Source organism: Telluria sp. ZT3P26 (genome assembly GCF_059686035.1).
This window is the reverse complement of sequence record NZ_JCASII010000001.1, coordinates 101,042-122,206: the sequence shown is the minus strand read 5'-3', so window position 1 is coordinate 122,206 and position 21,165 is coordinate 101,042. Positions and strand designations below refer to the sequence as shown.

The 21,165-nt window shown below is 56.5% G+C and carries 18 protein-coding genes and 1 pseudogene; 13 read left to right on the top strand and 6 right to left on the bottom strand.

Annotated features, from left to right (window positions below; translation table 11 throughout):
- Nucleotides 1-9: 9 nt before the first annotated feature.
- From AC56LN_RS00590 to AC56LN_RS00580, 3 genes are read left to right on the top strand one after another with little or no spacing between them, the layout of a single operon-like run.
- Complete coding sequence (locus AC56LN_RS00590) at nt 10-1,953, top strand: phospholipase D-like domain-containing protein (RefSeq protein WP_499569402.1); 1,944 nt, start codon at nt 10-12, stop codon at nt 1,951-1,953.
- A gap of 1 nt (nt 1,954) precedes the next feature.
- Nucleotides 1,955-2,983: an SEL1-like repeat protein gene (locus AC56LN_RS00585; protein WP_499569401.1), complete on the top strand. Its 1,029-nt coding sequence runs from the start codon at nt 1,955-1,957 to the stop codon at nt 2,981-2,983.
- A 25-nt stretch (nt 2,984-3,008) separates the two neighbouring features.
- Entirely contained in the window at nt 3,009-3,287 is a 279-nt protein-coding gene (locus AC56LN_RS00580) for a PAAR domain-containing protein (RefSeq protein WP_499569400.1), read from the top strand.
- Nucleotides 3,288-3,323: 36 nt separating this feature from the next.
- Here the strand turns inward: AC56LN_RS00580 and cysC are convergent, their stop codons facing one another.
- Complete coding sequence (cysC, locus tag AC56LN_RS00575) at nt 3,324-3,914, bottom strand: adenylyl-sulfate kinase (RefSeq protein ID WP_499569398.1); 591 nt, start codon at nt 3,912-3,914, stop codon at nt 3,324-3,326.
- Between the two features lie 27 nt (nt 3,915-3,941).
- Nucleotides 3,942-4,985 (bottom strand): phosphoribosylformylglycinamidine cyclo-ligase, encoded by a 1,044-nt coding sequence (gene purM / locus AC56LN_RS00570; protein ID WP_499569396.1) that lies wholly within the window; start codon nt 4,983-4,985, stop codon nt 3,942-3,944.
- Between the two features lie 190 nt (nt 4,986-5,175).
- Between purM and hda the strand changes: the two genes are divergently transcribed.
- The 9 genes and pseudogenes from hda to AC56LN_RS00525 all read left to right on the top strand — a co-directional run bounded on the left by hda (nt 5,176) and on the right by AC56LN_RS00525 (nt 15,884).
- Nucleotides 5,176-5,859, top strand: coding sequence for a DnaA regulatory inactivator Hda (gene hda, locus AC56LN_RS00565; protein ID WP_332532771.1), 684 nt, complete (start codon nt 5,176-5,178; stop codon nt 5,857-5,859).
- Entirely contained in the window at nt 5,856-6,530 is a 675-nt protein-coding gene (locus tag AC56LN_RS00560) for an HAD family hydrolase (RefSeq protein ID WP_499569394.1), read from the top strand. The genes hda and AC56LN_RS00560 overlap by 4 nt, the downstream gene beginning before the upstream one ends.
- Nucleotides 6,523-7,983, top strand: a complete 1,461-nt coding sequence (gene pcnB / locus AC56LN_RS00555; RefSeq protein WP_499569392.1) for a polynucleotide adenylyltransferase PcnB — start codon at nt 6,523-6,525, stop codon at nt 7,981-7,983. The genes AC56LN_RS00560 and pcnB overlap by 8 nt, the downstream gene beginning before the upstream one ends.
- Nucleotides 7,980-8,453: a 2-amino-4-hydroxy-6-hydroxymethyldihydropteridine diphosphokinase gene (gene folK, locus AC56LN_RS00550; protein ID WP_499569390.1), complete on the top strand. Its 474-nt coding sequence runs from the start codon at nt 7,980-7,982 to the stop codon at nt 8,451-8,453. Before pcnB ends, folK begins: the two co-directional genes overlap by 4 nt.
- Before the next feature lie 79 nt (nt 8,454-8,532).
- The gene (locus AC56LN_RS00545) at nt 8,533-9,072 is read left to right on the top strand and encodes an NUDIX hydrolase (protein WP_499569389.1); all 540 of its coding nucleotides are present in this window, start codon (nt 8,533-8,535) and stop codon (nt 9,070-9,072) included.
- Nucleotides 9,073-9,397: 325 nt separating this feature from the next.
- Nucleotides 9,398-10,255 (top strand): annotated as a pseudogene (locus AC56LN_RS00540) (IS3 family transposase); the annotation flags it as partial.
- Nucleotides 10,256-10,939: 684 nt separating this feature from the next.
- Entirely contained in the window at nt 10,940-11,779 is an 840-nt protein-coding gene (locus AC56LN_RS00535) for a hypothetical protein (RefSeq protein WP_499569387.1), read from the top strand.
- 46 nt (nt 11,780-11,825) lie between these two features.
- A complete protein-coding gene (locus tag AC56LN_RS00530; RefSeq protein WP_499569385.1) occupies nt 11,826-12,593 on the top strand; it encodes a hypothetical protein in 768 nt (255 codons plus the stop codon).
- 3 nt (nt 12,594-12,596) lie between these two features.
- Nucleotides 12,597-15,884, top strand: a complete 3,288-nt coding sequence (locus tag AC56LN_RS00525; RefSeq protein ID WP_499569383.1) for a tetratricopeptide repeat protein — start codon at nt 12,597-12,599, stop codon at nt 15,882-15,884.
- Between the two features lie 1,263 nt (nt 15,885-17,147).
- Here AC56LN_RS00525 and arsH read toward each other — a convergent pair.
- Genes arsH through AC56LN_RS00505 form a run of 4 tightly spaced genes read right to left on the bottom strand, consistent with a single transcriptional unit; the run spans nt 17,148 to nt 20,061 of the window.
- Nucleotides 17,148-17,867, bottom strand: coding sequence for an arsenical resistance protein ArsH (gene arsH, locus AC56LN_RS00520; RefSeq protein ID WP_499569381.1), 720 nt, complete (start codon nt 17,865-17,867; stop codon nt 17,148-17,150).
- 15 nt (nt 17,868-17,882) lie between these two features.
- A complete protein-coding gene (locus tag AC56LN_RS00515) occupies nt 17,883-19,163 on the bottom strand; it encodes an arsenic transporter (protein ID WP_499569379.1) in 1,281 nt (426 codons plus the stop codon).
- Between the two features lie 56 nt (nt 19,164-19,219).
- The gene (locus AC56LN_RS00510; protein ID WP_499569377.1) at nt 19,220-19,699 is read right to left on the bottom strand and encodes an arsenate reductase ArsC; all 480 of its coding nucleotides are present in this window, start codon (nt 19,697-19,699) and stop codon (nt 19,220-19,222) included.
- A gap of 35 nt (nt 19,700-19,734) precedes the next feature.
- Nucleotides 19,735-20,061 (bottom strand): ArsR/SmtB family transcription factor, encoded by a 327-nt coding sequence (locus AC56LN_RS00505; RefSeq protein ID WP_499570757.1) that lies wholly within the window; start codon nt 20,059-20,061, stop codon nt 19,735-19,737.
- Between the two features lie 209 nt (nt 20,062-20,270).
- Here AC56LN_RS00505 and panB point away from each other — a divergent pair, with 209 nt between their 5' ends.
- Nucleotides 20,271-21,158: a 3-methyl-2-oxobutanoate hydroxymethyltransferase gene (panB, locus tag AC56LN_RS00500; RefSeq protein ID WP_499569375.1), complete on the top strand. Its 888-nt coding sequence runs from the start codon at nt 20,271-20,273 to the stop codon at nt 21,156-21,158.
- The last annotated feature ends 7 nt before the right edge of the window (nt 21,159-21,165 follow it).

Sequence of the window (21,165 nt, the reverse complement as noted above, 5' to 3'; positions counted from 1 at the left end):
CCGATGGGAATGGACGAGAATGCCGGACTGTACACGCAGAAGCTCACCTACAACAAGACAATGGGGCCGTACCAATGCCTGTCCAAACCCTGGTGGATACGGACTGGCAAACACGCAATATACCCGCCGCGACACGCATGCTGCCTCGAGGCGCTCGTCTGTGGCGAAGAGGTATTTCGCAGCATACAGACCGACCTTCTGGCTGCACAGCACAGCATAGATATCATCACCTGGGGATTTGATCCGGGCATGGTTATGGTTCGCACTGGCGCAGGCGAAATTGGCCTGCGCTACGGAGACCTGCTCAAGCGGATCGCGACGCGCAAGGACAACCCGGTCACGGTTCGTCTTCTTTTATGGAACGACGACGTCGCCTCGCACCTAATGGCCAAGAACAATCCCGGCTACTACGGGGGCCGTATCCCGACTATCAAAGGCTATGCCGGGTTTTTCGACGAACTGCATGAACGCTATAACTGCGAGTGGTTCAAGGACATTATCGGGGGAAAGGTGGCGAATATTGCGCTGCAGGGGCGTGAAGTGGCGTTGAAGTGTCGCGGCCCTGCGCTCGAAGGAGAAAACTATAAAAGCAGCGCCAAGGGCGTGCTCGGATCCGCCTATCCGACACACCACCAGAAGTCGCTGCTGATCGACTACGAAACGCCGGCGCGGGCTATTGGTTACGTAATGGGTCATAACTCGACGACCGACTTTTGGGACACGATCGAGCATCGCTTCCACGACCCGAATCGTGAAGTACTCTTCAATAAAAATCCGGCCGAAGCAATCAGCCAGTATGCGGCCACGATCGATGAGGCCCACGATCGCTACGAACAAATGGCTTATTCCGCCACCCCTTTTCAACCGGGACTCAGGCGGGCCGGGCGCATGGCTAAATTCGCGGAACAGCACGCCTTTGTCGCGAAACCCTACCAAGACGTATCGCTGCGCGTGTGCGGTCCCGTCCTCTACGACCTGAACCACAATTTCTGCACTGGCTGGGCCGAAACCGGGTCGGTGCAATCGACCTTCAGCACGGCCTTGGGCCTGACCCCGATCGGCCTCGCAGTCAAGGCGACACAGGCCATTGCCGGGGCGATCGTCACCGCAACGCCGCGCCTGCCCGATCCGGCGCAGAGCAGGAAGCACATCAAGGCAGCCGAATTCATCGTGCGCGGTGCTCGCCACAGTGCGCAGCTCCTGCGCACCTACCCGGCCACGAAAGAAAAAGCGATCAAGGAATGCTACGCAAATCTGAATCGGCTCACCGAGCACTACCTTTTTATCCAGAACCAGTACGTCCAATATGAAGACTGGGCCACCCATCTGACCGAGTGCGCCGACAAGCTACGTAACGCCGGCTATCTCAAGCCGATCTACGTGTTCATCGTGACCTCGACGCCAGAGTCGGATGGCATGGATCTGGCGACCTACGACATCGCCTTGCGGCTTGGGAGCAGTGAGAAGATGAAGGTGGAGCACAAGGAAACTGTGGCACAGGCAATGCGGGGCAAGACCACAATGCCGATAACCGCCGACGCATTGGCTGAGAGAGGTATCCGTGTCCTGATGGCGTCGATGTGGAGCGGTGCCGCCAAGCCGACGTCAATTGCCGACTATGAGGAAACCTATATCCACGCCAAGGTAGCGATCGTCGATGACGCCGCTTTCACAGTCGGGTCGGCCAACCTGAACGTGCGCAGCATGGCATTGGACAGTGAGCTGAACATACTCAGTCAGGCCATGGATGTTGCTTTCGATTTACGCCGGAAACTCTTCAAACAATGCGCTGACGATGAAGGGCCGGCGCAGTTCGGAGATATGAATAAGACGTTCGAAAAATGGCTTGATCTAATGGCGAAGAATACCAAGGCGATGTCGAATTGCTCGCCTTTATCTGGCCAGATTGCTAATTTTCAAGTCAACAGAGAACCCGGCTGGCCAGTGATCTGATATGCGTCTGACACGTCGCCGCTGGATTTACACCATCGTCGTGCTGATCGCCGTCGCGACCGGCGCTTATTTCTTGCAACGACATTTGGAGTACGTGAAGATGCATACCATTCCCGCCGGCTTGCGCGCGTTCGATATCAATGATCCGATCCCTACCTGCGGCCGCTGGAAAGACACGATGCCGAAGGCTCGAGATGCTAATGCCTATCGACTCTATATCAATGCCCGCAAATTATGGCGCAGTAAAATTGCTTGGCAACTGACACATGAAGAATTCCTTAGCATTTTTCACGCTGTGCAGACGGCGGCAAACCAGGGGGATTGGGGAGCGCGCGCCTTGTTGGCGCACTTCTACCGATCTGGCCTCGGTCCTCTCAAATCCAACCACACGCTGGATATCGACCTCGACAAATCGGTCGCAATTATCCGCAACGCTGTCGCGGCAGGCCAGGCTTGGGGTTACTACGATCTCGGTGTCGCTCACGAGCATGGCTACGGACGCGCGGTACACGATGGGAAAATCGCGTGGGCGTACTACCTGAAAGCTGCAGAGCTTGGCAGCCCAGAGGCCCAGATGGCATTGGCAGGAGCCTACCTGAAGGCACAGCTTCGCGATGCTGAGCATACGATGGTGATGTGCGCATATAAACAGGGTCACGGCCCCGCGGCATACGATCTTGGAATCTCAGCTGAGCTTCAAAAAAACTTCAAGCTGGCGCTGGAATATCACCAGGCGGGAACAAGATTCGGTAGCAAGAATTCCGCAGTATCACTGCGAATGATGTTTGACATCAGGGAATGGGGCCTACGCGACAAACAGGATCAGGCTGCCTTTAAAGAGTTGCAAATTCTTCCGGATCCAAAACGCGAGCATCGGTACGACCAGCTCGCCGACGCGCTCGACCTCAACCCAGATCTAAAACTTGCGCGATTGGATCAGGTGCTGCCATTGCCTCCTGCCGAACTGCCCGCATGGCAGAGCATCAATGACGCGATCGAGCCGGAGCCGGACGGCCCCCCGACCTACTGACATCAACGACTTCAAGGAGAACGACGTGTCCCTGAAAATCATCACCGTCGGCGACAAGACCGATCACGGCGGAACCGTCATCAGCGGCGCGTCCAACCAGAATATTCATGGCCGCGCGGTCGCAAGGCTTGGAGATAAAGTCGACTGTCCACAGTTCTACCCTGGAGGAAAACCACACGGCATCAACAAAATCGTTACCGCCTGTAATACCGTCACGATTAACGGCGTACCTGTTGCTGTCGAAGGGTGCACAACAGAATGCGGCTGCAAGCTGATCGGCAGCCAGCCCGCCAGCGTCGGTTAGCGATCCTGCATCGATGTTGAAATGCCTGCGACGGGATTACGCGCCTTGCGCGTTTGAGGCATTGACCATCCAACGCTGCCGCAGCCTAGCCAACACCTTAGCCACCCCATCATCAACCGAAGACGCAGCACTATCAACAACCACCTCAGCCGCCTCCGGCGCCTCATACGGCGATGAAATCCCTGTAAACACCGCCAGCTGCCCTACCCGTGCCCGCCGGTACAACCCTTTCGGATCGCGCGCCTCGCACACCGCCAGCGGGCAGCAGCAATACACTTCGATGAACTGCGGCGCCGGCACCAGCGCGCGCACGCGGGCGCGGTCGGCGCGCAGCGGCGAAATGGCCGAGACGATCACGATCTGGCCAGCCTGACAGAACAGGTGCGCCACTTCGCCGATGCGGCGAATGTTTTCTGAACGTTCAGGGAGAGAAAAACCGGGATCGGCGCACAGGCCATTGCGCACCTTGTCGCCATCGAGCGCGAATACCTGGCAGCCCAGGTCGAACAGCGTGCATTGCAGTGCGTCGGCCAGCGTGGTCTTGCCGGCGCCGGACAGGCCGGGGATCCAGACCACGGCGCCGCCGTGGCCGGCCCGCTGGCGCCGTTCCTCGTCGCAAATGGACAAGGACAGCGCCAGGGGTGTCATCGCGGTTTAGACGACGATGGTTTGCGCTTCGCCGTCAGCGCGGGCGCGGATTTCGCCGATGCGGTAGACGGTTTCGCCAGCCGCTTCGAGCTGGGCGAAGGCGGCGTCGGCGTTCTCTTTCGAGACGATGACGGTCATGCCGATGCCGCAGTTGAACACGCGGTGCATTTCGGCGTCAGCTACGCCGCCGTGCTGCTGCAGCCACTGGAACAGCGGCGGCATCGTCCACGACGAAGCATCCAGCACGGCCGTCAGGTGATCCTGCAGCACGCGCGGGATGTTCTCGACCAGGCCGCCGCCGGTGATGTGGACCAGGCCCTTGACTTCCATCGACGCCATCAGCGCAAGCAATGGCTTGACGTACAGGCGCGTTGGCGCCATCAGCACGTCCGCCAGCTTGCGGCCGTGGAAGTCGCCTTCGAGGTCGGGCTTGGCCACTTCAATGATCTTGCGCACCAGCGAGTAACCGTTGGAGTGGATGCCCGATGAGGCCAGGCCCAGCACCACGTCGCCCGAGACGATCTTGCTGCCGTCGATGATCTGCGACTTTTCGACGGCGCCGACGGCGAAGCCGGCCAGGTCGTATTCGCCATCCGGGTACATGCCCGGCATTTCGGCGGTTTCACCGCCCAGCAGCGCGCAGCCCGACTGTTCGCAGCCCAGGGCGATGCCCTTGACCACGGCGGTGGCGGTGGCCACGTCCAGCTTGCCGCAGGCGAAGTAGTCGAGGAAGAACAGCGGCTCAGCGCCCTGGACCAGGATGTCGTTGACGCTCATGGCCACCAGATCGATGCCGACGGTGTCGTGGCGATTCAGCTCGAACGCGAGACGCAGCTTGGTGCCCACGCCATCGGTGCCCGAGACCAGGACCGGCTCCTTGAACTTCTTGCTGATTTCGAACAGACCGCCGAAGCCGCCGATGCCGCCCAGTACGCCCTCACGCATGGTGCGCTTGGCAAGTGGCTTGATCGCTTCGACCAGCGCGTCGCCGGCATCGATATCAACACCCGCATCGCGGTAGGAGAGAGAAACATTAGATGGTTGGTTCATGGTATTTGGCAGCGGAGGCGGTAAAATAGGAGGCGACCGGCGAAACTGGTCAATCCACTATTTTAGCAAAACGGCTTCCCCTGTATTCCTTTTATAGGCCGATCGCCGCCGTTTAACGTACATAACAACGAAAACTTATCCTTACTGGCATGCCCATTCCTCCATCTTCCGGCATGAATCGGCCCTCGCGATGAAACAGCTGGTGCTCGATTTAGGCGCCGAACCGGCCCAGAGCCTCGACACTTTCCAGGTCGGGGCCAATGCCGAGCTGACGCACCTGATGCACCTGTTCGCCGAGCGCAGCTCGCGCGAGCATTTCGCCTATCTGTGGGGCGACACCGGCGCCGGCAAGACCCACCTGCTGCACGGCCTGGCCGCCAGCCCGGGCGCGCGCTACATCCCGTTCGATGCGCCGGCCAGCCAGTTCGTGCATGCCGCCGGCACCACGCTGTACCTGCTCGACGACTGCCATCGCCTCAGTGCCCGGCGCCAGATCGACGCGTTTGCGCTGTTCAACCAGATCCGCGAACACGGCGCCTACATGGTCTGCACCGGCCCGGTGCCGCCGGCGGTACTGCAGGTGCGCGAAGACCTGCGCACGCGCATGGGCTGGGGCCTGGTGTACCAGATCCACGGCCTGTCCGACGACCAGAAGATCGAAGCGCTGACGCACGCCGCCGAGGCGCGCGGTTTGACGCTGTCGGCCAGCGTGTTACCCTATTTGTTGTCTCATTTCAAACGCGACATGCGTTCCCTGTCGACGATGCTCGATGCGCTTGACCAGTATTCGCTTGAAACCCAGCGGCCGGTCACGCTGCCGCTGCTGCGCGACCTGCTGTTGCAAGAAAACCTGCCGCTCGAATCCAAAGAATGAAAAACCTCGCCCTGTTTGACCTCGACCACACGCTGCTGCCGATCGACTCCGATCACGAATGGGGCGAATTTCTGGCACGGGTCGGCGCGGTCGATGGCGACGCCTACCGCGCCCGCAATGACGCCTTCTTCGCCCAGTACAACGCCGGTATCCTCGATCCGGTCGAGTACCTCGAATTTGCGCTCGGCACGCTGGCGGCGTTCCCGCGCGCAGAACTCGACGCGCTGTATGCGCGCTATCTGCGTGAAGTGATCGAGCCGGCCATCAAGCCGCAAGCCCTCCAGCTCGTGCGCGATCACCAGGCAGCCGGCGACCTGGTGGCGATCATCACCGCCACCAACCACTTCATCACGGCGCCGATCGCGGCGGCCTTCGGCGTCGAGCACCACATCGCCGCGATGCCCGAATTCGACTCGGCCGGCATGCTCACCGGGCGCCTGGCCGGCACGCCGACGTCGGGGCCCGGCAAGGTCGTTCACATGCACGCCTGGCTCGAACGCCTGGGGCAGCCGTTCGACAGCTTCGGGCGCAGCTACTTCTACAGCGATTCGCACAACGACATCCCGCTGCTGTCGATCGTGTCTCACCCGGTCGCCACCAATCCCGGCAAGGCGCTCGCAAGCCATGCGCGCGAACAGGGCTGGCCAACCATCCAACTATTCAATGATTAAAACCTTCATCCGTAAAATCCTGGGTGTGAAAGACCAGCGCGACCCGACCGAACCGGTCATCCTCGGCCCCGACGAACACGGGATTGACCCGCGCAGCGTGTCGTCCAACGCGATCCGCGTGACGCAGGCGCTGCAGGAAGCCGGCTACCAGGCCTTCGTCGTCGGCGGCGCCGTGCGCGACATGCTGCTGGGCGTCAAACCCAAGGACTTCGACATCGCCACCGACGCCACGCCCGAACAGGTGAAAAAACTGTTCCGGCGCGCCTTCATCATCGGCCGGCGCTTCCAGATCGTGCACGTGATGTTCGGCCAGGACCTGCTCGAGGTGACCACCTTCCGCGGCAACGGCAGCGACAACGCGCCGAAGGACGAACATGGCCGCGTCCTGCGCGACAACAGCTTCGGCCCGCAGCACGAAGACGCCGCGCGCCGCGACTTCACCATCAACGCTCTGTACTACGACCCGGCCAGCCAGCAGGTACTCGATTACCACGGCGGCATGGAAGACATCCGCAACAAGCTGCTGCGCATCATCGGCGTGCCCGAAGAACGCTACCGCGAAGACCCGGTGCGCATGCTGCGCGTGGTGCGATTCGCGGCCAAGCTGGGCTTTTCGATCGAGCAGGCCACGCTGGCGCCGATCCCCGTCATGGCCCCGCTGATCGACAATGTGCCCGCCGCGCGGGTGTTCGACGAGATGCTCAAGCTGCTCATGTCCGGTCACGCGCTGGCGTGCCTGCAGCAACTGCGCTCGGCCGGCCTGCATCACGGCCTGCTGCCGCTGCTGGACGTCGTGCTCGAGCAGCCGATCGGCATGAAGTTCGTCACGCTGGCGCTCGAGTCCACCGACAACCGCGTCAAGGCCGGCAAGGGCGTCTCGCCGGGCTTCCTGTTTGCGTCGCTGCTGTGGCACCAGGTGCTCGAAAAGTGGACGGCGTATGTCGCCAGCGGCGAGTCGCCGATCCCCGCCCTGCACCTGGCGGCCGACGACGTGCTCGAAACGCAGACCGAGAACCTGGCGCTGCAGCGCCGCATCGCCACCGACATGCGCGACATCTGGGCCATGCAGCCGCGCTTCGAGCGCCGCGCCGGCCGCGCGCCGTACAAGCTGCTCGAACATCCGCGCTTCCGCGCCGGCTACGACTTCCTGCTGCTGCGCTGCGAATCGGGTGAACTCGACATGGAAATCGGCGACTGGTGGACCGATTTCTATGCCGCCGAAGGTGGTGACCGCGAGCGCCTGGTCGAAGTGGCCGTTTCGCGCGAGCGCGAAGGCGGCCCGGCCAAGAAGCGCCGTCCGCGGCGAGCGCCACGCAAGAGCGGCGAAGGCGATGTCGGCGGCGCCGTGCGCGGCCCGGACCCTGACGATGGCTTGACCGCCGAAGACCGGGCCCGCGACGCTGCCTACGCGGCGCACGAAGAAGCCAAGTACCGGGCGATGCGCGGCAAATGATCGCCTATATCGGCATCGGTGCGAACCTGGGCGACGCGCGTGGCAATGTGCTCGACGCGCTCGCGCGCCTGGCGCGCATGGACGGCGGCATGCTGGTGCACACGTCCAGCATGTACCGCACCGCCCCGATCGACTCGAGCGGGGACGATTACATCAACGCCGTGGCGTGCCTGGACACGTCGCTCGGCGCGCACGAGCTGCTGGCGGCCCTGCAAGCCATCGAACAGGCGCATGGCCGCGAGCGCCCGTACCACAACGCCCCGCGCACGCTCGACCTCGACCTGCTGCTGTACGGCGACGAGACGATCGCCACCGACACCCTGAGCGTGCCGCATCCGCGCATGCACGAACGCGCATTCGTGATCGCGCCGCTGCTCGAAATCGCACCGGACATCGTCATCCCGGGCCACGGCGCCGCGCGTGACTTCGCGCAACTGGTGGCCGGCCAGACGATCGCCAGACTCGCCTGACATCCGCGCGCCAGACGCAGCCTGCCGCTCGTGGCCTTGACGCCACGGCGCTCATTTTCACGAACTACCAGGAGCTTTTGTGACGCTGCTGCATACACTGACCCATCCTGGCGTCTCGCTCGAAGGCACCATCTTCGAACGGCAGGCCGTGCGCGCCATCATCCTGCGCGGCCGCGACATCTTGCTGCTGTATACCCGCCGTTACGATGACTACAGCTTCCCGGGGGGCGGGCTGGATGCGGGCGAAGACCCGATCGACGGCCTGCGCCGCGAACTGCTGGAAGAAACGGGCGCCGCCAACGTCACCGTTGAAAGTTACGTCGGCTATCTCGACGAGCATCGCCCACCGCTCAAAAGTGGCTACGACGTGCTGTTCATGCGCTCGCACTTCTATCGCTGCCGCGTTGACGGCGAATTGGGCGCGACCTCGCCCGAAGCGTATGAGGTGGCCAACGGCATGGTGCCGCGCTGGATCGATATCGATGCCGCCATCGAACACAACGAGCGGATACTCGGTACAAAGCCGGCGCACATGGGGCTGTCGATCGCGCGTGAAACGTGGATGCTCAGGTATGCGCTGGCCATGTTGGCGGCAGGCGCTGCTGTGGGCGGACAATAAAGTTCGACACAAGCCCTGCTATGAGGCGAACGATATCGACATGCTGGGCATGCAGATAAAGTTTGACACGGCCTGCTGGTTTACTTCGCCCTATTCGGCCGGCCGCTTTCGACCTTGGATTCAACCGATCGACGCAACACACTAAACTCTGGGTAAGCAGAAGGAGTGTTACGGATGAAGCAGAGAGCAAGGATTTATTATACGGAAGCCCAGAGGGCGTTGATGTGGGAGCACTGGAAAAAGGGGGAATCACTCCAGGGTAATCACCCCACAGAAAGAGCGCGTTTAGAAGTAGAATTTTCTACTTAAGAACAGAAAGCTCCACATGAAGACGTCCCGCTTTACCGACAGCCAGATCATCGCCATCCTGAAACAGGCCGAAGCCGGCAGCCCTGTACCGGAGCTGTGCCGCGAGCACGGCATCAGCAACGCCACGTTCTACAAATGGCGCGCGAAGTTCGGCGGCATGGACGCGTCCTTGATGGCACACATGAAGGAGCTGGAGGAAGAAAACCGGCGCCTCAAGAAGATGTATGCCGAGGAGCGCCTCAAGGCCGAGATCGTCGCGGAGGCGCTCACAAAAAAGTGGTAGCGCCATCTCAGCGGCGGGAGATGGCGCAGTGGGCCGTGGCGAACCAGTCAGCCACGATAGGCCTGGCATGCCAAGCATTCCACATCAGCCAGACCTGCTATCGCTATAAGGCCAAGCTGGACGCGGAAAACGTCTTCATTGCCGACTGGCTGGTGCGGCTGACGAACAACCAGCGCAACTGGGGCTTCGGCTTGTGCTTCCTGTACCTGCGCAACGTCAAGGGCTTCAAATGGAACCACAAGCGCGTCTACAGGATCTACCGCGAACTTGAGCTGAACCTGCGGATCAAGCCGCGTCATCGCCTGGTGCGCGAGAAACCACTGCGTTGGCGGTACCGACCGCGATCAACCAGAGCTGGTCGATGGACTTCATGCACGACCAGCTTGCCGATGGGCGCAGCATCCGTCTGTTCAACGTAGTCGATGACTTCAACCGCGAAGGACTGGGTATCGAGGTCGACTTTTCGCTGCCATCCGAATGCGTGATACGGTCGCTCGACCGTATCATCGAATGGCGCGCAAACCGGAGGCAATCCGATGCGACAATGGCCCTGAATACATCAGCGCGGTGACGTTGGCCTGGGCTGCCAGGCACTCGGCGGTATCACGCCAAAACAGAAATTGGCCCTGCCGCTTAACCTCTACTTTTAGCTCGCTCTAAAAATGGGGGATTACCATGCTGGCTGCAACGGGTTGGTTTTCTGTTGGCATGCGGATTCTCGAACGAGTGTGGCCGCGCACCAGGTAGCGCGCTGCGGGTGCCAGAACATCGCCCAAGCCAACTCTACTATTGATAACGTATTTTATCAATAGTAAAACAAACCTTCAAAACGCCCTGCCTACGAGGTCTTAATAAAAAGACACATGTATAAGACCCCTTGTCCTTGGGAAGGAGCGAGATTCAAACCTTGGAAACGGCTCTCACCGTCCAACTTTTGATGTAGGAAAGGTCACCGCGGGCTGAACCTAGGCTCAACCCAAAAGTTGTGGTAAATTGCTTTTTGGGATTTTTTTTGCCGAAAAAATAGCGGCTAACCCGGGATAAAATCCATTTACACTGATTGAAGAACTTGCAGGTCGCGGTCAAGATTATGTGAGCTAGCTAAGGTGCTTAAGATCGCCAACACGTCCATAAGTGGCTATGGTGACATTTATTTGATAAATTCTCATTAAAAAATTACATTATTGAAACTTTTCTGAGATAGTCGTTTGACTAAAAAAGATAGATCATCGATACTTAATATATATAAAGGCCAGCCGCCGCCAACGTTTTCTATTGACGAATATCCACTTACCTATGTCTTCTGCCTGCTATAAATCAGCTTTTTCCAATATTGATCCAACAATTCAGCCACTGATCGCAAGCGCACTAAAAAAATTATACACACAACGAAATCCTGGACAAATTAAAAAAAATGTCGAAGCAGAGACAGCTTTATCAACTGCTGATTTTTCAAGTTTACTAGAATCTTTTGCGCTACAGCTTCAGCAAGGTAATTTGCCAGATAATGCTTGGCAGACGGCTTGTCGTTTACATCAATTTAAAGGACCACGACTTCCCTCCACGCTTGAGCCAAGTACATTAGGGAGAGTGAAGGGTCTTGATGCGCATGTGTTCAGCATTTCAAACACTACAGGAGCGTTGGCGGCAGGCATGACGCCCGATCGTATTAAAAAATTACTTCTCAAATATTCAGGTTCGCACAGTGTCCCTAACTTTGAACCATTGCTACGTAAAGCACTGTTAGGAGAGTACTTAATCTGGGCTACGTTTGACGTTGCTAATAATAAACAAAATCCGTTCGATAAGCTTCCAAACACGCGTGCGGGGCTCTGCGGTGCTCTTGGCTTAGGGTTAATATTAAACAACAACGAACCATTGATCTTACTTGTATGGGATCATGCAACATCTGGTACCCCACCCCTGCACCGGCCAACCATTGCCGATGCTTGCGACTATTCATTTTTCCGTCCTCATCCTAATCCAACTCATGCATGGGGTATGACAGAACCATTACAACCGAATACAGAAAATTTCATTTCCCAACCAGAAATAGTCATGCCGAAAACCAACAGTTCTGGTTTGAAACTTCCCTATCTTGTCGTTCACGTTTAAGGAATGCGCTCTGAGCGCATTAACCATAACAATGTCTATTGATCTATTGAAACACCAAGAAATTAGTAATTGGCTTAGGCGTGCGCTAGATGGTAAAGAAACACTACCACGGCTAACGATGGATGAACCTAACTATCTTGGTATTTTGCGTCTTACTCTGACATTAGAGGCAACGACGCGCTTATCCATATGGAAATCGTGCATCGACTTATTAAGAGAATTCTGCAAAACAGGATTAGGTCAAAGAAAATATTTGCAAGAACTCTTATTTCTTGCATCTGCTCATAAAGATCCTGAGATAGTTCCTTTACTTTTGTTATTTACAAAAAATTTTTTACACGACTCAAATATTGACATTGAAATTCGTCAAGGAGTGTTAGCAGCACTACTTGATGCATCACCACCTCAATCAATTGATTTTTGGGACAACATTCTGCAAACGGATAAAGAAAATTATTCCGGCATGGTACTTTCTGGGTTTCTAGAGATCAATCCAATGCATGCAATAAAATTACTTCCATCAATGCCAAATAATGAAAGTATTGGACAAATAAGTGCATTGAATTTGGAGCTGGCTCTTGATAAATTACGTGGATCTGATCGAACTGAATTTATTAGAAATATAACTTCGATATTAAAAAATTTAAAACCACTATTTTCTGCTCCTATACGGTTATGGTTAAGCTCAATTGACACATCTTCCCCCCCATCAAACAGCCTTAACGAAGCATTAGCAAAATCTCTTGGTGAAGATTCACGACCAAAAACACTAACGACAAAAATTTGTACTCCTTACGAATCGCTAGCGGCATAAGACATGACGACAAATCCTATCAAAGCTTCCTTTATAACTTTTTTTTCGTTCAAAGGTGGTGTTGGCCGTAGCATGGCACTAATAAATACGGCTGCCATTATGGCCGGACGGGGTTTACGTGTATTGGTGATGGATTTAGATTTGGAGGCGCCTGGACTGTCTTACCTTACTCCGCTCTCTTTGACAGGAGAGCACACAGCTTCGTCGGAATTTTCTCAAACACAAAACTTCTCGACTGGGCTTGGTTTTGTTGACCTTATGTTAAATGCTAAAGAAAAGGGCACTGAAGCTGACTTATTTTCATTGCAGCCGACTGATATTATAAAAAAATATACCAAATCTTATACTCTTCCACAAGAAGATAGAGAGTTTCAGGATGGTGTACTAGATATCATGCCGGCTGGTAAATTAGACCGTGATTATGCTGAGCGTTTCGATGAATTGAACCTGCGTGGTCTTTATCAAGATGGTTTAGGTGAACCTCTTATTCGTGTTCTCAAAAATACATTTGCAAACTCCAATCTATACGACTATGTACTGATTGACAGCCGCACTGGATTTTCCGATGAAGCAGGTATTTGCACTCGTGATCTTGCTGATCATTTAATTATATTGAGTGGATTAAATCATCAAAATGTAGAAGGTACTAGCGAGTTTCTAAAGTCATTAAAAATTGCAACTTCTGCAAAAGCTAAATTTCAGATCATTCTTAGTCCTGTACCTAATGGTGAGGACAAGCTTGTGGAAGCACGTGAAGCGCAAGCAAAATTATCTTTTGAAAAAGCATGGGGATCGGAAATAAATCTGGAATTACAAATTCCATATCACCCACAACTTTCTTTAACAGAAGAGCCACACATCTTTAGAAGGCGTCGAGGCCATTTGTTTGAAGCTTATTGTGCTATTGAAAGTAAAATTTTAAAAGAGCTGGGTCATGATGCTTTCAGCTTGCAAAGAAAAATTAAAGATGATATTGCAAAAAATAACTATTCGAACGCTTTGTATAATGTTAATTATTTAATTCGCCTTCCTAATAGAGATTCAGCTATATCAATGATAGTTTTCTTCTTAATAAATCCACAATTATTAAGAAAAGAAAAAAAATCAAATGACAGCGACGAAAAAGAATTTTCTTTTTCCGAACTAACAAATGATTCGAATGGAATTAAATTTGTAGAATTAATTATAGACTACATAAGAATAAATAAAGATTATTATTCCGTAGATATTTTTTTAGATTTTTTAGAAAATAATAATATTGATTTAGCAGAGCGTCTTCATTTGCGTAGGATAAATATAGACCCAAGTATTCACTTGACCCCTAGCGAAAGTGCCATGCATGTCGCTAGCTATGCGAGCTTCTTGCTCTTCCAACGTAAGGACTACGCGGCTGCCGATGCTATGTATAAGAAGGCGCTTGAGCTCGATCCGACTCATGCCGGCACTACTGGAAACTATGCGAACTTCCTTGCGGATAAACGTAAGGACTACGACGCTGCTGAGGCTATGTACAAAAAGGCGCTTGAGCTCGATCCGAGTCATGTCGGTCATTCTGGCAACTATGCAAACTTCCTTACGCATAAACGCAAGGACTACGAGGCTGCTGAGGCCATGTACAAGAAGGCGCTTGAGATCGATCCGACCCATGCCGGCAATACCGGCAACTATGCGAACTTCCTCGCTTATGAACGCAAGGACTACGAGGCTGCTGAGGCCATGTACAAGAAGGCGCTTGAGATCGATCCGACCCATGCCGACCATACCGGCAACTATGCGAACTTCCTTACGAAGCAGGGCAAGGACATGGCTGCTGAGGTAATGTACAAGAAGTCGCTTGAGCTCGATCCAACCCATGCCGGCAATACAGGCAACTATGCGAACTTCCTCGCTTATAAATGCAAGGACTACGAGGCTGCTGAGGCCATGTACGAGAAGTCGCTTGAGCTCGATCCGACCGATGCCGACCATACTGGCAACTATGCCATTCTCCTTGAGAAGCAGGGCAAGGACGGGGCTGCTGAGGCTATGTTCAAGAAGGCGCTTGAGCTTGATCCGGCCCATGCCACCAATACTGGCAACTATGCGAACTTCCTTACGGATAAATATAAGGACTACGAAGTTGCTGAGGCCATGTGCAAGAAGGCGCTTGAGCTCGATCCGACCCATGCCGGCAATACTGGCAACTATGCGAACTTCCTCGCTAATCAAGTTAAAGACTACGAGGCTGCTGGTACGATGTATAAGAAGGCGCTTGAGCTCGATCCGACCCATACCGCTGTTATTGGCAACTATGCGAACTTCCTTGCTGATCAAACCAAGGACTACGAGGCTGCCGATGCTATGTATAAGAAGGCACTTGAGCTAGATGCAGACCATGCCGTCCTTACCGGCAACTATGCGAACTTCCTTGCTGATCAAACCAAGGACTACGAGGCTGCCGATGCTATGTATAAGAAGGCACTTGAGCTAGATCCAGACCATGCCGTCCTTACCGGCAACTATGCGAACTTCCTTGCTGATCAAACCAAGGACTACGAGGCTGCCGATACTATGTATAAGAAGGCACTTGAGCTAGATCCAGACCATGCCGTCCTTACCGGCAACTATGCAAACTTCCTCGCTGATCAAACCAAAGACTACGAGGCTGCCGATGCTATGTATAAGAAGGCACTTGAGCTCGATCCGACCCACGCCGGTAATACAGGCAATTATGCGAATTTCCTCACGGATCAACGCAAGGACTACGAGGCTGCTGAGGCCATGTACGAGAAGTCGCTTGAGCTCGATCCGACCGATTCCGACCATACCGGCAACTATGCGAACTTCCTCGCTAAACGGGAGGACTACGAGGCTGCTGAGGCCATGTACAAGAAGGCGCTCGAGCTCGATCCTGACGATATCAATATATATGTGAACTTCGCCGCACTTTTACTAACTTATGGAAAAGATAGCGATTGGGAAAATGCTCGATCGTACTGTGAAAAAGTCTTACTCAATATCGCCGAACAGCCAAGTCAATCACACGCTGAAGCCTTGCTCTATCTCTGCCTCAATGCAGAACTCACTGCTAGTGAAGTACAGCCTAGCATGACACGTTTAAAAATACTTTTGCAGCATGGTTACGATAGAGGAAGTTGGGACTTTACCGCACTGTTCGGTGCCGTGTTACCAAAGATTGCAGCTGAGCGAACTGCTCTCTATCGCGCCTTGGGTGATGCTATTCTAAACAAAGAAAAAGTTTTTTATTTGGATCAATTTAAAGAGTGGCAAGCTATAGAAACCTTTCAATAATCGGATGATATAGTTCACGGCGGTCACCAAAGGTGCGGTGACTTCCCTGCCCTGCATAGTAAGTGTGCAATCACAACCCGACGACACTGCGGCTCGCCCCTCATCTTACAGTGTCAACTCTGCCAGCCGGGCTGTATACCCCATAAGCATAACCGTTTACTACCATCGCTTTCTTGATTAAATGGATCGTCATTTCACCGTCGGCCTTAATAATTTTCAGTCTCTCTCGCACTGCCGTTGTTCCGAAAAAGGCCACACAAAGGCGGAGCCACTAAGAGTGAAACGTGAATTATGTCAAACGCAGTAGACGGCAGGTCGTGCGCTTGGGTCAAGATCCAGCACGAAAGATCTGCTTTCGACCCAAAGCGGCCTTCTACGCCTGTGCCGAACAACAGGTTGTTCCAACGATCGAAAGCAAAGACTCGAGGCCAATTACGGCGTCCTTGCGATACTTGTCCGGAAGGCGATCGCGCAGAGCCTGCATCACTTCGGCTGGGCTGTTGTGGCTGTGCTTGTTCGTGTCGGCTCGGTGGAAGCGGCATTCATCGTTTTTCTTGTTCGGTAGGTGTGCGAAAGCAATCCGCTGACGTTGCCAAACGATTTGAGTTTGGCTGTGCCCAGGATGGCGAAGTGTGCCGGCATGGGTGGGCCTTTGGGACCAGCGTTAGAGGGTATGCAAGGAAAGTGTACTGACTATACTTTGCTGACGCAAAGTAGTTCGCCGCATCACGGGTTAGAAGTATCAGGCATCGACAAAAGGATTAGAGTCGCTTCGAGCTTTTCGGGGATTACGAAATAGGCTTCGTAGTCCACCGTCGTTATATTTCGGGGAAGCCGAAGTATCGGGCTTTGCCCCTCGTCCTATGTAGTGGCCTACCAGGCATGGGCATCTCTTCGGGAACATGGCTTTACCCTACTTGCCAACACCAGATAGCGACAACGTACTACTACTGCCTAATCGCAAATTTGTGAGATTGCTTTCCAAACCCGAGCATGCCGCCGCGTCCCGTGAGGGCGCGGGGTTTCGGCGTGCGTTTTCCAGAAGCAGGTGCCCGAAGCCCCGGCAACGCCGGGGTGAGGCGGTAGCCCCCGCGCCGGTAGGCGTGCCCGCAGGGCAGGGCGTATCCCGCCGAAGGTCTGCGACTGGCCGAAAGCGGAAGTTCGCCAGAGCATGTCCGCTCTGGCCTCTCGTGTCGAACTTTATTGTTTTATGTCGAACTTTATTGCTCGTCCACAGCCGCACCCGACTGACATCGATGCCGTTCAAATTTTCCCGATCTGCCGGTCAATCGCCTTGAGCGCACGCTCGTTACGCTCGCTATAACGGTCGGTCAGATAGTCGCTGCGGCCCCGGGTCAGCAGCGTGAACTTGACCAGCTCCTCCATCACATCGACCACACGATCGTAATAGGCCGAGGGCCGCATCCGGCCTTCGTCATCGAATTCCTTGTACGCCATCGGTACCGACGACTGGTTCGGAATCGTGATCATGCGCATCCAGCGCCCCAGCAGGCGCAGCGTGTTGACCACGTTGAACGATTGCGACCCGCCACAAACCTGCATCACGGCCAGCGTCCGGCCCTGGCTCGGGCGCACGGCGCCCTGCTCCAGCGGGATCCAGTCGATCTGGTTCTTCATCACGCCGGTCACCGTGCCGTGGCGCTCCGGGCTGCACCAGACCTGCCCTTCCGACCACAGGCACAACGCGCGCAGTTCGACGACTTTCGGGTGCGTCTCCGGCACGCTGCCCACCATCGGCAAGGTCATCGGATCGAAGATTTTCACCTCGGCGCCGAAGTGCTCGAGGATGCGCGCTGCCTCGAAAGTGAGGAAACGGCTGAATGAGCGTTCGCGCAGTGAACCGTACAGCAGCAGGATGCGCGGCGGGTGATTCATGTCGCCCACCGGCTCGAGCTTGTCGACGGTCGGCATGTCCAGCAGCTCGGGCCGGATATTCGGCAGGTTCGGGATGGTGTCATTCATGGCGGGTAGCCTTTCTTAGCTCAAGCGCAGCGCAAGCGCGCACAGGGTAACGAACAGGACCGGCAGCGTCAGCACGATACCCACCCGGAAATAGTAGCCCCACGAGATCCGGATATCCTTCGCCGCCAGCACATGCAGCCATAGCAGGGTGGCCAGGCTGCCGATCGGGGTGATTTTCGGGCCGAGGTCAGCGCCGATGACGTTCGCATACACCATCGTCTCGCGCACCACGCCGGCGGTCGTAGTGGCGTCAATGGCCAGGGCGCCCACCAGCACCGACGGCAGATTGTTCATGATCGAGGACAGGATCGCCGTGATGAAGCCGGTGCCGAGCGCAGCGCCCCAGACACCATATTGCGCGCACCAGTTCAACAGCTCGGTCAGATAGACCGTCAGCCCGGCATTCCTCAGGCCATACACGACCAGGTACATGCCAAGCGAAAAGATCACGATCTGCCACGGCGCATCGCGCAGCACGGCGCGGGTCGAGATGCGGTGCCCGCGCGCAGCCACCGCCAGCAGGAGTGCTGCGCCGGCCGCCGCCACGGCGCTGATCGGCACGCCCATGTCGTCAAGCCAGAAGAAGCCGACCAGCAGGATTCCCAGCACCCACCAGCCGGTGATGAAGGTTGCCCGGTCATGGATGGCGTCGCCCGGATGCTTCAATTGCGCCATGTCGTAGTTCGCCGGAATGTCCTTGCGGAAGAACCAGATGAGTGCGCCAAGCGTTGCCGCCACCGCGACCAGATTGACCGGCACCATCACCGACGCGTAGCGGGCGAAGCTGATGCCGAAATAGTCGGCCGAGACGATGTTGACGAGGTTCGACACGACCAGCGGCAGGCTGGCCGTATCGGCGATGAAACCGGCCGCCATGACGAAGGCCAGCGTGGCCTTGGGCGTGAAGCGCAGCGCCAGCAGCATCGCGATCACGATCGGCGTCAGGATCAGGGCTGCGCCATCGTTGGCGAACAGCGCCGATACGGCGGCGCCCAGCAGCACGAGCAGGATGAACAGGCGCAGGCCATTGCCCTTGCCCCAGCGCGCAACGTGCAGGGCCGCCCATTCGAAGAAGCCCGCCTTGTCCAGCAGCAGGCTGATGATGATGATGGCGACGAATGCTCCCGTCGCATTCCAGACGATGGCCCACACCACCGGGATGTCGGCGACGTGGATGACACCGGTCAGCAGCGCGACCGCAGCGCCGGCCGTGGCGCTCCAGCCGATGCCCAGCCCCTTGGGCTGCCAGATGACCAGAATGAGTGTTGCGAGAAAAATCAGCGATGCGATCAGCACAAGGGGTCCTAGTGAACAGGTCAATCAAATACAGCGTCGGCAGTGCCGGATGCCGTTTAGGGCAACAGGGTGCCGATGCGGTCGAGCTCGGTCTTGAACCGGTTGCGGTCAGCTTGCAGTTCTTCCAGCGGCAGCGCCAGGAAGGCCTGCGTGCGGGCCAGGATGATGGCATAAGTACGCTCGAACGCCGCTTCGATTTCCTCGTCGGTGCCGACAACGTGCCCCGGGTCATTCAGGCCCCAGTGCGTTCGCAGCACCGGGCCGAGGTAGGCCGGACAGGTCTCGCCTGCGGCGCTGCCGCAGACGGTCACGACGATATCGGGCGTGACCGGCAAATCGTCCCACGACTTGCTGTAGTAGCCCTCGGTCGAGATGCCCTTGCGGTGCAGGAGTGCGACAGCGCGCGGATGCAGCGAGCCCGTTGGCTGGCTGCCGGCACTGATTGCCTGCCACCCCTCGGGCGCCAGATGGTTGAACGTGCCCTCGCTGAGGACGGAGCGGCAGGAGTTGCCGGTGCAGAGAAAGAGAATGTTCATGGGATGGTTGGTCTGGTTAAGGGTTATGTGCAACGTCAGTTCGGCTTGCATGGCTCCGCCGTGGCTGCGTTGCATGGCACGCCGCCGCAGCAGTTGTCGGTCAGAAAACCAACCAGGCCATTCATCGTGTCGATGTTGGCCGAATAGATCACGAAGCGCCCGTCCTGCCGGGACGACAGCAAATTTGCGTGCGACAACTCTTTCAGATGAAACGACAGCGCCGACGGCTGCACGTCCAGGTGCTCGGCAATCCGGCTGGCCGCCAGCCCCGCCGGCCCTACCTGGACCAGCAGCCGGAAAATCGCAAGGCGGCTCCCCTGCGACAAGGCTGAAAGAGCTGCAAGTGTTGCTTTGGTATCCATGGCGTTCCCGATTAATGCATTAGAAGACATGAAGATCATATCTGAACGGTACAACAATTCAAAGAATATTGAAGTATTTTGACGGCTTGATGACATGGGGGTGGCAGTGTCAGGAAAGGCAGGCTGCAGTAGAATGCGCGCTGACTGCAGCTTCGCAGGGGCCGCATTACACTAGGCGGCCAGGACGTATCGTTTTAAAGGATTTCTTCATGAGTGGTTATTTGCAGGGTAACGAGATGACGGCTGGCGCAGGTGCCCCCACACCTGCCGCTGTGCCCGCGCCCGCGGCCCCCGTACCGGCAACGCCGAAAGCCGTCACCGTGCCATCGCTGCTGGCCATGCGCGCAGCCGGCAACAAAATTGCGATGCTGACCTGCTACGACGCCAGCTTCGCATCGCTGATGGACCGCTGCGGCGTCGAGATCCTCTTGATCGGTGATTCGCTCGGCATGGTCTGCGCCGGTCACGATTCGACGCTGCCGGTGACGGTGGCCGACATGGTCTATCACACGGCCTCGGTCGCGCGCGGCAACAAGCACGCACTGGTGCTGGCCGACATGCCGTTCGGCGCCTATGGCAACCCGCAGCAAGCCTATGACAGCGCCGTGCAGCTGATGCGCGCCGGCGCGCAGATGATCAAGATCGAAGGCGGCGCCTGGCTGGCCGACACCGTGCGCCTGCTGGTGGAACGGGGCATTCCGGTGTGCGCGCACATTGGCCTGACGCCGCAGTTCGTGCACCAGCTGGGTGGTTTCCGCGTGCAGGGCAAGACCGACGCGGGCGCCGACAGCCTGAAGAACGATGCGCTGGCGCTGCAGGCGGCCGGCGCGGCGCTGATCCTGATCGAAGCGGTGCCAGCGGCGCTGGGCAAGGAAGTCACCGAGCTGCTGTCGGTGCCGACGATCGGCATTGGCGCCGGTCCCGATTGCTCGGGCCAGGTGCTGGTGATGCACGATCTGCTGGGCGTATTCCCGGGCCGCAAGGCACGCTTCGTGAAGAACTTCATGGACGGCCAGACCAGCATCGATGCAGCCGTCACCAGTTATGTGACGGCCGTGAAGGATGGCAGCTTCCCGGCTGCCGAACACTGCTTCTGACCTGTGC

What these genes read in the sequence shown, in the direction of transcription:
- folK (WP_499569390.1), top strand. Translation starts at nt 7,980, where the DNA reads ATGATCGCCTATATCGGCATCGGTGCGAACCTGGGCGACGCGCGTGGC.
- AC56LN_RS00505 (WP_499570757.1), bottom strand. Translation starts at nt 20,061, where the DNA reads ATGGATACCAAAGCAACACTTGCAGCTCTTTCAGCCTTGTCGCAGGGG.
- AC56LN_RS00585 (WP_499569401.1), top strand. Translation starts at nt 1,955, where the DNA reads ATGCGTCTGACACGTCGCCGCTGGATTTACACCATCGTCGTGCTGATC.
- AC56LN_RS00590 (WP_499569402.1), top strand. Translation starts at nt 10, where the DNA reads ATGGACGAGAATGCCGGACTGTACACGCAGAAGCTCACCTACAACAAG.
- purM (WP_499569396.1), bottom strand. Translation starts at nt 4,985, where the DNA reads ATGAACCAACCATCTAATGTTTCTCTCTCCTACCGCGATGCGGGTGTT.
- pcnB (WP_499569392.1), top strand. Translation starts at nt 6,523, where the DNA reads ATGATTAAAACCTTCATCCGTAAAATCCTGGGTGTGAAAGACCAGCGC.
- AC56LN_RS00510 (WP_499569377.1), bottom strand. Translation starts at nt 19,699, where the DNA reads ATGAACATTCTCTTTCTCTGCACCGGCAACTCCTGCCGCTCCGTCCTC.
- arsH (WP_499569381.1), bottom strand. Translation starts at nt 17,867, where the DNA reads ATGAATGACACCATCCCGAACCTGCCGAATATCCGGCCCGAGCTGCTG.
- hda (WP_332532771.1), top strand. Translation starts at nt 5,176, where the DNA reads ATGAAACAGCTGGTGCTCGATTTAGGCGCCGAACCGGCCCAGAGCCTC.
- panB (WP_499569375.1), top strand. Translation starts at nt 20,271, where the DNA reads ATGAGTGGTTATTTGCAGGGTAACGAGATGACGGCTGGCGCAGGTGCC.
- AC56LN_RS00560 (WP_499569394.1), top strand. Translation starts at nt 5,856, where the DNA reads ATGAAAAACCTCGCCCTGTTTGACCTCGACCACACGCTGCTGCCGATC.
- AC56LN_RS00525 (WP_499569383.1), top strand. Translation starts at nt 12,597, where the DNA reads ATGACGACAAATCCTATCAAAGCTTCCTTTATAACTTTTTTTTCGTTC.